The organism is Escherichia sp. MOD1-EC6475, from assembly GCF_003046645.1.
GTDB lineage: Bacteria > Pseudomonadota > Gammaproteobacteria > Enterobacterales > Enterobacteriaceae > Escherichia > Escherichia ruysiae.
In genome coordinates, this window is record NZ_PZKQ01000037.1 from 33802 (window position 1) to 43176 (window position 9375).

The window sequence follows — 9375 nt, forward strand, 5'->3', positions numbered from 1 at the left end:
GAAAAAAAGGCCGGATGTACAGCACATCCGGCCTGTGAAATCAGACACCGATATTTCTCAATTTCTCACCAGCCATCAGTTTACGTTCGATATGTTCCAGCGTGACATTCTTGGTTTCCGGAATAAGCCAGAAGGTGATGCCAACAAACGCGATGTTCAACGCAGTGTAGAGCCAGAACGTACCTGCCGCACCAATGCTATCGAGCAGAGTCAGGAAGGTCGCGCCGATAATCATGTTCGACACCCAGTTTGTGGTGGTCGAGCAGGTAATACCAAAATCGCGGCATTTCAGCGGCTGAATTTCGGAGCACAGGATCCACACCACTGGCGCGGCGCTCATCGCATAACCGGCAATGCACATCATTGTCATGCCAACAGAGAGCCAGGACAAACCACTGGAAGCAGTTCCGTTATCAAACTGCATCAGGCAATAGCCCAGCACCAGAGTTCCCAATGCCATCACGCTAAAACCAATTTTCAGTGCTGGTTTACGCCCCGCTTTATCTACTGTAAAGACAGCAATAAAGGTGGCGAACATAAATGTCAGCCCCACGACCAGAGTCGCAATCATCTGTTGTTCTGTGGTCGTAAAGCCCGCCATTTTGAAGATGCGAGGCGCGTAGTACATGATGATGTTCATACCGGTAAATTGCTGCATCGCCTGCAACAACATACCGAGAAACACTGCTCGACGGACATTACGGTTGATCTTAAACAGCGCCCAACCGCCCTGTTTTAATTTCAGGCTTTCACGAATTTCGTTGAGTTCTTCTCGCGCTTTTTCCGACGTATCGCGCAGCATACGCAGCACTTCTTCCGCCTCAATATGACGCCCTTTCTCCGCCAGCCAGCGCGGGCTATTCGGCAGGAAGACCACCAGAATAATCAACACAACTGCCGGTAAGGCAAGAACACCTAACATTGCGCGCCAGTTACCGCTATAGCTGAATGCTGTGTCGGATAAAAACGCCAGAACGATGCCAAGTGTGACCATTAACTGGTACATACTTATCATCTTGCCACGCACGTTTTCACTCGCCATTTCAGAGAGATACAGTGGCGCAGTGTAAGAGGCAATCCCCACCGCAATCCCCAGAACCACACGGGCCGCGATTAACATTTCGACACTGGTGGCAAACGCTGACCCTATTGAGCCCAATACGAACAGCACAGCACCAGCCATCAGGCTGTATTTACGTCCCAGACGGAATGACAGCCAGCCGTTAAACAGCGCACCGATTGCTGCGCCAAGCATCATGCTACTGACGACCCATTCCTGCAAACGACTGGTCAGCACAAAGTGATCGGTGATAAACGGTAATGCACCTGCGATAACCCCGATATCAAGACCGAATAACAATCCCGCGACCGCAGCAGCTACCGAAACAAACATATTCATACGCCGCGTATCACGCAGAGAGCGCGGCGTTAAAGCAGATTCCGTATTGATAGTAACCATTTTTTCCTGCCAGCACAGAGTAAGACATAGTGAAAAAATACGTGAACAATTAACTCAGGTGTCAGGTCGGAAATAGCATAAATATGGATTAAATTGCTGCCACATGCAGTTATGTGATGGACATTACACTTTTAAAATTAAGTGAAATTAATGACATTATTATTAAGCAACTAATTTTAAAGCAGATAAAACCAACAAAACTTATCAATTGATAATTAATATGGATTATTTAATAGCCGTGATATGGATTATGTTGATTATCAGAAATAAAAAACCCTGCCAATGTGACAGGGTCATAAATGTAAGCTAAATGAATTAACGTGCTAACCAGCCACCATCCACGGCAATGGTGTAGCCATTAACATAGTCAGAAGCACTGGACGCCAGAAACACCACCGGCCCCATCAGATCGCTCGGCAACCCCCAACGCCCCGCTGGAATACGATCCAGAATTTCCGCACTACGCTGTTCATCAGCCCGCAGTTGCTGAGTATTGTTGGTCGCCATGTAACCCGGAGCAATCGCGTTAACGTTGATGTTGTGTTTTGCCCATTCGTTCGCCATCAGGCGCGTCACACCCATTACGCCGCTTTTTGATGCGGTATATGAGGGCACGCGGATCCCGCCCTGGAATGAAAGCATTGACGCGATATTAATAATCTTGCCGCCATTGCCCTGCGCGATAAAGTGCTTCGCCGCCGCCTGGGACATGAAAAACACGCTCTTGATGTTCAGATTCATCACATCGTCCCAGTCTTTTTCGCTGAAATCGAGAGCATCTTCGCGGCGAATTAATCCGGCGTTATTCACCAGGATATCAATATGACCAAATTCTGCCACTGCACGATCCAGCAGTGCTGGAATACCATCAATCTTACGCAGATCGGCGGTCAGGCTTAAAAAACGGCGCCCCAGCGCAGTGACCTGTTCAATGGTCTCTGTTGGTTCAACAATGTTGATGCCAACAATATCACAGCCCGCTTGCGCCAGACCCAACGCCATTCCCTGCCCCAGCCCAGTATCACAACCGGTGACAACTGCAACTTTACCTTCAAGAGAAAATGCATTTAAAATCATGAGAATACCTTATTCATGTATATCCGCGACTAGCGCAGATCTTTAATGGCAACGTGGTCCATATCATCAAAGACCTGGTTTTCACCGACCATGCCCCAGATAAAGGTATAAGCCCTGGTTCCTACACCTGAATGGATAGACCAGCTTGGGGAAATCACCGCCTGTTCGTTATGCATCACAATGTGACGCGTTTCTTGCGGTTGCCCCATCATGTGGAAAACGCAGGCGTCATCGTCCATGTTGAAATAGAAGTAAACTTCCATCCGGCGCTCGTGGGTGTGGCACGGCATGGTATTCCACAGGTTTCCCGGTGCCAGTTCCGTTAGCCCCATACTCAACTGGCAGGTTTCCAGCACATCCGGCACAAAGTATTTGTTAATCGTGCGGCGGTTACTGGTGAGATTATCGCCCAGCGTAACCGGAGACACTTCAGACGGCGTGACTTTTTTGGTGGGATACGTCGTGTGAGCAGGTGCGCAGTTGTAATAAAACTTCGCCGGAGTGGCGCTATCAATGCTGGCAAAAACAACTTCTTTTGCACCTTTACCAACATAGAGGGCGTCGCGGTGACCGATTTCATAACATTGGCCATCGACGGTAATCGTACCGGTTCCGCCAATATTGATAACGCCCAGCTCACGACGCTCAAGAAAGTAGCTCACGCCCAGTTGTTTTCCTACTTCCCCGCCAACGGAAACCGTTTTTGCTACCGGCATAATGCCGCCAACAATAATACGGTCAATGTGGCTGTAAACCATGGTGTACTCATCCGCGACGAATACCTTTTCAACCAAAAATTCATTGCGCAGCCCTTGGGTATCCAGCGTTTTCGCGTGCGCACTGTGGATGCTCTGTCTTACGTCCACATCAACCTCCGATAATCATTGAAGTGTGAAATTAGAACGATTGTGAAACATCGTTTCGTTTTTCTATTGAAGGATGATAAGCCCGTGATGTGCTCTTTTCAATTAAAAATAAAACATTGTTTCATTTTTAAGAAGGCGATTGTGAAAAGTGTAGTGTCGATCACGAATAAGCCGGGGAAAGGAAAAAGTCAGGTTCTATATGGGATATGCATAGACGTGCCAGCCATCATTATAAAGCAGCTTGATGGCGGTAGAGGTTTAACTGATAAGGAAGAAATACAGATCTAATCGTCACGCTCAATAGTTAACGCCACCCCCTGACCACCACCAATACAGAGTGTAGCCAATCCTTTACGAGCGTTGCGTTTCACCATTTCATGAACCAAAGAAACCAAAATGCGGCAACCAGAGGCGCCAATCGGATGACCCAATGCAATCGCGCCGCCATTAACATTGACCCGGCGTTCATCCCATTCAAGCATCTTGCCAACAGAAAGCGCCTGCGCGGCAAATGCTTCATTAGCCTCAATAAGATCAACATCAGCCAGCTGCCAGCCTACACGCTCCAGGCAACGGCGAGTCGCATACACAGGAGCAATACCCATCAGTGCAGGATCAACACCAACGCTGGCAAAGGCGCGAATACGTGCCAGCACGGGTAAATTCAACGCATGTGCTTTAGCTTCGCTCATCATCATTACCGCAGCCGCGCCATCATTGATGGATGAGGCATTTCCTGCGGTAACAGAACCGTGACTATCAAATGACGGATTTAAACTAGCCAGCCCTTCGGCACTGGCATCAGTACGCGGCTGCTCATCGGTATCAACAATCAGTAACTGCCCGTTACTTTGCGTTCTGACCGGGACGATCTCATCTTTGAATCGTCCGGCATCAATGGCCGCCCGCGCTTTCTGTTGTGAGCTAAGTGCGTAGGCATCTTGTAACTGACGACTGATACCATATTCGCGCGCCAGATTTTCGGCAGTGACACCAATATGGTAATCATTGAATGCATCCCACAAGCCATCATGCACCAGGCTATCAACCAATTGGCTATCGCCAAGCTGTGCTCCGGTGCGGCTATCAGTCAAAACATGTGGCGCACGACTCATATTTTCCTGACCACCGGCAATAACAATATCAGCCTCGCCACACTGGATCGCCTGAGTAGCAAGATGCAAAGCTTTTAGCCCGGAACCACAAACATCATTAATGGTAATTGCCGAAACGCTGTTGGGAAGACCACCTTTAATGGCAGATTGCCGTGCTGGATTCTGCCCTGCCCCGGCAGTCAGAACCTGTCCAAGAATCACTTCATCCACCGCATGTGCAGCAACGCCGGTGCGCTCTAATAATGCTTTCACGACCAGACTGCCTAATTCTACCGCAGAATGACCAGCCAACGCGCCACGAAAGCAGCCGATAGGTGTTCGTAACGCACCGACAATCACAACATCTTTCATCACAACCTCGCACCAATTAACAGCGCAATAGTAAATGATTGTTAATTTCAATTATCCAAAATGTTTAAAAAAAGTGATTTTTATCACAAAGGAAATTTACCGTAAGAAGGGAGGATGATATCTGACTGGCACGCAAGGTTTGCATCTACTAACACACCAATCCAGAGGTTGATATAGCGTTAATCTCCCATGTCCGGCCTGGTTTATGGTAAATTGCCCTCCATTTTGTTTAATTTGTAGATGATACGTTCAAATAATGTCTAAAATTTGGTCAAAAGAAGAAACTCTCTGGAGCTTCGCACTCTACGGCACAGCCGTTGGCGCAGGCACGCTCTTCCTTCCTATTCAATTAGGTTCAGCAGGAGCGGTGGTCCTGTTTATTACTGCACTGGTCGCCTGGCCTTTAACATATTGGCCACATAAGGCCTTGTGCCAGTTCATCCTTTCTTCAAAAACATCGGCAGGCGAAGGGATCACTGGCGCGGTAACTCACTACTATGGCAAGAAGATCGGTAATCTGATTACCACTCTGTACTTCATTGCCTTTTTTGTCGTTGTACTGATATACGCAGTGGCAATCACCAACTCACTCACTGAACAGCTGGCGAAGCATATGGTCATTGATCTACGCATCCGTATGCTGGTGAGTCTTGGCGTTGTGTTAATCCTGAATCTTATTTTTCTGATGGGGCGTCATGCCACAATTCGGGTAATGGGATTTTTGGTTTTCCCGCTGATTGCTTACTTCTTATTTCTTTCCATCTACCTGGTCGGTAGCTGGCAGCCTTCTTTATTAACAACCCAGGTAGAGTTCAATCAGAATACCCTTCACCAGATATGGATATCGATTCCCGTGATGGTTTTCGCCTTTAGCCATACTCCGATTATTTCTACGTTTGCCATCGACAGACGAGAAAAATACGGCGAACACGCTATGGATAAATGCAAAAAAATTATGAAGGTCGCTTATCTCATCATCTGTGTGAGCGTGCTGTTCTTCGTGTTTAGCTGCCTGTTATCAATTCCACCTTCATATATTGAGGCAGCCAAAGAGGAAGGCGTCACCATTTTATCGGCACTGTCTATGCTGCCAAATTCCCCTGCATGGTTGTCAATTTCTGGGATTATAGTCGCGGTAGTTGCAATGTCTAAATCATTTTTAGGCACCTACTTTGGCGTTATTGAAGGTGCGACGGAATTAGTCAAAACCACGTTACAGCAGGCGGGCGTTAAAAAAAGCCGTGCATTTAACCGCGCGCTGTCAATTATGTTGGTATCACTGATTACTTTCATCGTTTGCTGCATCAACCCTAACGCAATTTCGATGATTTACGCGATCAGTGGTCCGCTCATTGCCATGATTCTTTTTATCATGCCAACACTGTCTACGTATCTCATCCCAGCCCTTAAACCCTGGCGCTCCATCGGAAATCTAATTACGTTGATCGTGGGTATCCTGTGCGTATCGGTAATGTTCTTTAGTTAATCGCTGATGAGAATGGTTCAAAATAGTCATTATTTTGAACCATTCCAGTTCTTACAATGCCTCTCCACCATTAATCACCCTCCTGACTATCTATAGCATAAACAAACAATATCAAGCTGTTATCCTCAGTAAAAATCTGAACATCTTAAATAAGACTATTTAAGATGCGTCACTTAGATTTACACGATATCGTCTGGTTATTCGAAAACAATTTGCAGTATAGATATTCCTAATGCATTAAGCATTTATCTGATTTGCGATAAGCCAAACATGGTTAAATGAGTGAAATCAAGCCATATTTAAAACTTAATGATGCATTCTTAAATATCTTATTGAGAATAATATCAAATACAGATTAAACGCAAATTCCAATTAAAAGCTTATTAAATCAGGGTGTATTGACATCATCAATAACCAATGAAATTATGCGATTATCTATGAATAGGGAGGTTATTAACATGAGACTTTGTAGTAGATATAAAAGTCTTACATGCAATAGTTGCTCAATGCATTGCCAAATAATGCCAGAAAAGTCACCGCGCTTGCAGTATTGTGCAAACGCCTGTTTTTGTATGTGGCCCGAAGATAGTTCGTATTTTAATCGTGGCGTGGTTGAAGGCATATTAAGTAAAAATCACAATGCTCGATTAAGCGGATACATTTTTGTGGATTTTTCAGTAAGTTTTTTACGTCTTTTCCTGGATAAAGACTGGATTGAGTATCTTGCAAGTACGGAAATGGGAATTGTGTTGATAAGCGACAGGAATATGCAATCTCTTGCTAATTACTGGAGAAAACACAACCCCGCAATATCAGCCATTATATATAATGATGATGGACTGGATGTTGCTAACGAGAAGATCAGGCAGTTGTTTATTGGTCGTTACCTGTCATTTACCAGAGGCAATACGTTGACTCAAATGGAGTTCACCATAATGGGGCATATGGTCTCTGGCTATAATCCATATCAGATTGCAGACACTCTCGACATGGATATCCGTAGCATCTACGCCTACAAGCAAAGAATTGAAAAAAGGATGGGTGGTAAAATAAACGAATTATTTATACGCTCAAACTCAGTTCAGCATTGAAGCGTAACTATCGGCAATAATAATTATTGTATATACGGGCATTTATAATGATGCCCGTGTTTTATACGATGAGCTTCAAGTCCGCTTGTTAATTTTTAGTTTAATCATGTGAATTTTGTGTGTTATTCAAAAATTCATGAGAGAAAAAACCATAAAAGTAGACGTTATAACCGTTAAATTTGTTAACACATATGGTTATTTAAGTTGCATTAATATATTGCAATTATAATTGTCATAATGAATATAAAATTAATATATATTTATTAGATGAATACTAATATACTTACCAAACTATCTCATTTGAATTTTCTTGATGCTGTGTTTTATTGACCTATGTACTGGATTATTAACAATAATATTGAGTTCTGGCCGGAACACAAGAAATTAATTTCGGTACATGACGCCGAGTTGAACGTTGTTCTGACAACGCCCGCAAGCAGGTGTTTATCGTTGCTACTCGAAGCTTTTCCAGATGTGGTCGCCCAGCAGGACTTTTTCTCCAGAGTCTGGGAAGAAGAAGGTATGCGTGTACCGGTCAACACGTTATACCAAAACATATCGATTATCAGGCGTGGGTTTCGCGCGGTTGGTGATACGACTCATTCGCTTATTGCAACCGTGCCGAGAAAAGGGTTCAAACTCAATAACGATATCAACATAGAAAATCATACCCCCCTCTCTGCAATAGATGTTCAAAAGCACAACTCTCCCCTCAGTTTGAACGTTACAGATGGGGTTAAAGAGATAAATTCTGCTCCAGATAATCATGTCAGGAACATACTCCGGCACTCTAAATTTTATTTACTCATGTTAAGTGCATTTGGTGTGGGTTTGCTTACCGCATTTTTACTATGGAATAATAATCAACCCAAACCATTCTTTAGAGATTACAGGACTGTTGCAGAAATAAATGGTTGTCATTTTAATGTAACAGAAGATAGCATTAATGGCCTGAAAGATTTTGATAAATATAAAAAGCATATATTAGCGTCAGGAATTGACTGCAAGAAATATCCATGGCTATATTTCCCTCTCGCCAGATCGTTTCCGGGCTTGATTGTTATGGCCTGCAAAAAAAGCCATATAAATAACGAAGTTGCAAGTTGTTTAACTTTATCTTATCGTGGGATTAATCGTGACTCGTTATAAAAAAGCCCTGATACTTATTTTATGTTTTATTAGCGGATTTGTTCTTTTTATTACCTATCATTATTCTAAACAGCAAATCGCATACAATGAAAAATGTACAGCTAACTGGGTTATTTTTAATGACCAGGGACAAGCCAATCTTACTCTTGACTTTATGTATAATAAAAACAAAAAGACAGGTATAGTTGCACTCAGCGGTACATGGAAACAAAACACAAAGGCTTATAAAGCAATTCGACGTGATATTGAATATACATGGACTGAAAATTATAATACGTTGCATCTCACCTCCAACAAAATAAATAAGTTCGATATTATTGATCAAGTTGAAGATAATAAACTCGCACTACTCCTTCCTGACTTCTATGTCTTTTCAGGAAAAATGATAAGCTATAATATACAAACACAGGGTAATCGCGGTTTTCTTTTTAACATTAGTAACAGAGCGATTATGTACTGTGCAAGGTAACCCTGACACGGTCGAAATAAAAATATTAAAAATAACACATGCAATATTTCTATAATTTTTTATAACCATACATATCTATATAGCAACCTTCCACTCCCTAAAAACATCAGCAATATATTCCCCTTCTCTCAGTATGACACTCACTCTTCAAATTAACGCCTTGCCGGTATTAATTTGAAGGAAATATTACCAGTGAGAATACTCCATTGTAAAATGGTGATATATATGATGGTGAAAAAAACAAACAAATATTTTTCATATCTGGCATATCAAAAGCAATAATAAACTGACAGGGTGGATTTGCCCCTATAT

General features: G+C 43.4%; 8 protein-coding genes. 4 read left to right on the forward strand and 4 right to left on the reverse strand.

The annotated features are described in order from the left end of the window. Positions 1-40: 40 nt before the first annotated feature. The 4 genes from araE to A7589_RS12840 form a co-directional block, all read right to left on the reverse strand. Positions 41-1459: an arabinose-proton symporter AraE gene (gene araE, locus A7589_RS12820; protein ID WP_108188867.1), complete on the reverse strand. Its 1419-nt coding sequence runs from the start codon at positions 1457-1459 to the stop codon at positions 41-43. A gap of 315 nt (positions 1460-1774) precedes the next feature. After that, positions 1775-2536, reverse strand: a complete 762-nt coding sequence (gene kduD, locus A7589_RS12825) for a 2-dehydro-3-deoxy-D-gluconate 5-dehydrogenase KduD (protein WP_000602499.1) — start codon at positions 2534-2536, stop codon at positions 1775-1777. Between the two features lie 29 nt (positions 2537-2565). Continuing rightward, positions 2566-3402 carry a 5-dehydro-4-deoxy-D-glucuronate isomerase gene (gene kduI, locus A7589_RS12830; RefSeq protein ID WP_000383242.1) on the reverse strand — a complete coding sequence of 279 codons (837 nt, stop codon included), beginning with the start codon at positions 3400-3402 and terminating at the stop codon, positions 2566-2568. A gap of 284 nt (positions 3403-3686) precedes the next feature. Beyond that, positions 3687-4868, reverse strand: coding sequence for an acetyl-CoA C-acetyltransferase (locus tag A7589_RS12840; RefSeq protein ID WP_000656049.1), 1182 nt, complete (start codon positions 4866-4868; stop codon positions 3687-3689). A gap of 256 nt (positions 4869-5124) precedes the next feature. Here A7589_RS12840 and A7589_RS12845 point away from each other — a divergent pair, with 256 nt between their 5' ends. From A7589_RS12845 to A7589_RS12860, 4 genes are all read left to right on the forward strand, one after another. Continuing rightward, the gene (locus A7589_RS12845) at positions 5125-6354 is read left to right on the forward strand and encodes an amino acid permease (protein ID WP_000036850.1); all 1230 of its coding nucleotides are present in this window, start codon (positions 5125-5127) and stop codon (positions 6352-6354) included. A gap of 458 nt (positions 6355-6812) precedes the next feature. Continuing rightward, entirely contained in the window at positions 6813-7445 is a 633-nt protein-coding gene (locus A7589_RS12850; RefSeq protein WP_010354900.1) for a helix-turn-helix transcriptional regulator, read from the forward strand. Positions 7446-7778: 333 nt separating this feature from the next. Next, a complete protein-coding gene (locus A7589_RS12855) occupies positions 7779-8594 on the forward strand; it encodes a winged helix-turn-helix domain-containing protein (RefSeq protein WP_108188868.1) in 816 nt (271 codons plus the stop codon). Further along, a complete protein-coding gene (locus tag A7589_RS12860) occupies positions 8581-9063 on the forward strand; it encodes a YqeJ family protein (RefSeq protein WP_000199214.1) in 483 nt (160 codons plus the stop codon). Before A7589_RS12855 ends, A7589_RS12860 begins: the two co-directional genes overlap by 14 nt. Positions 9064-9375: the final 312 nt, after the last annotated feature.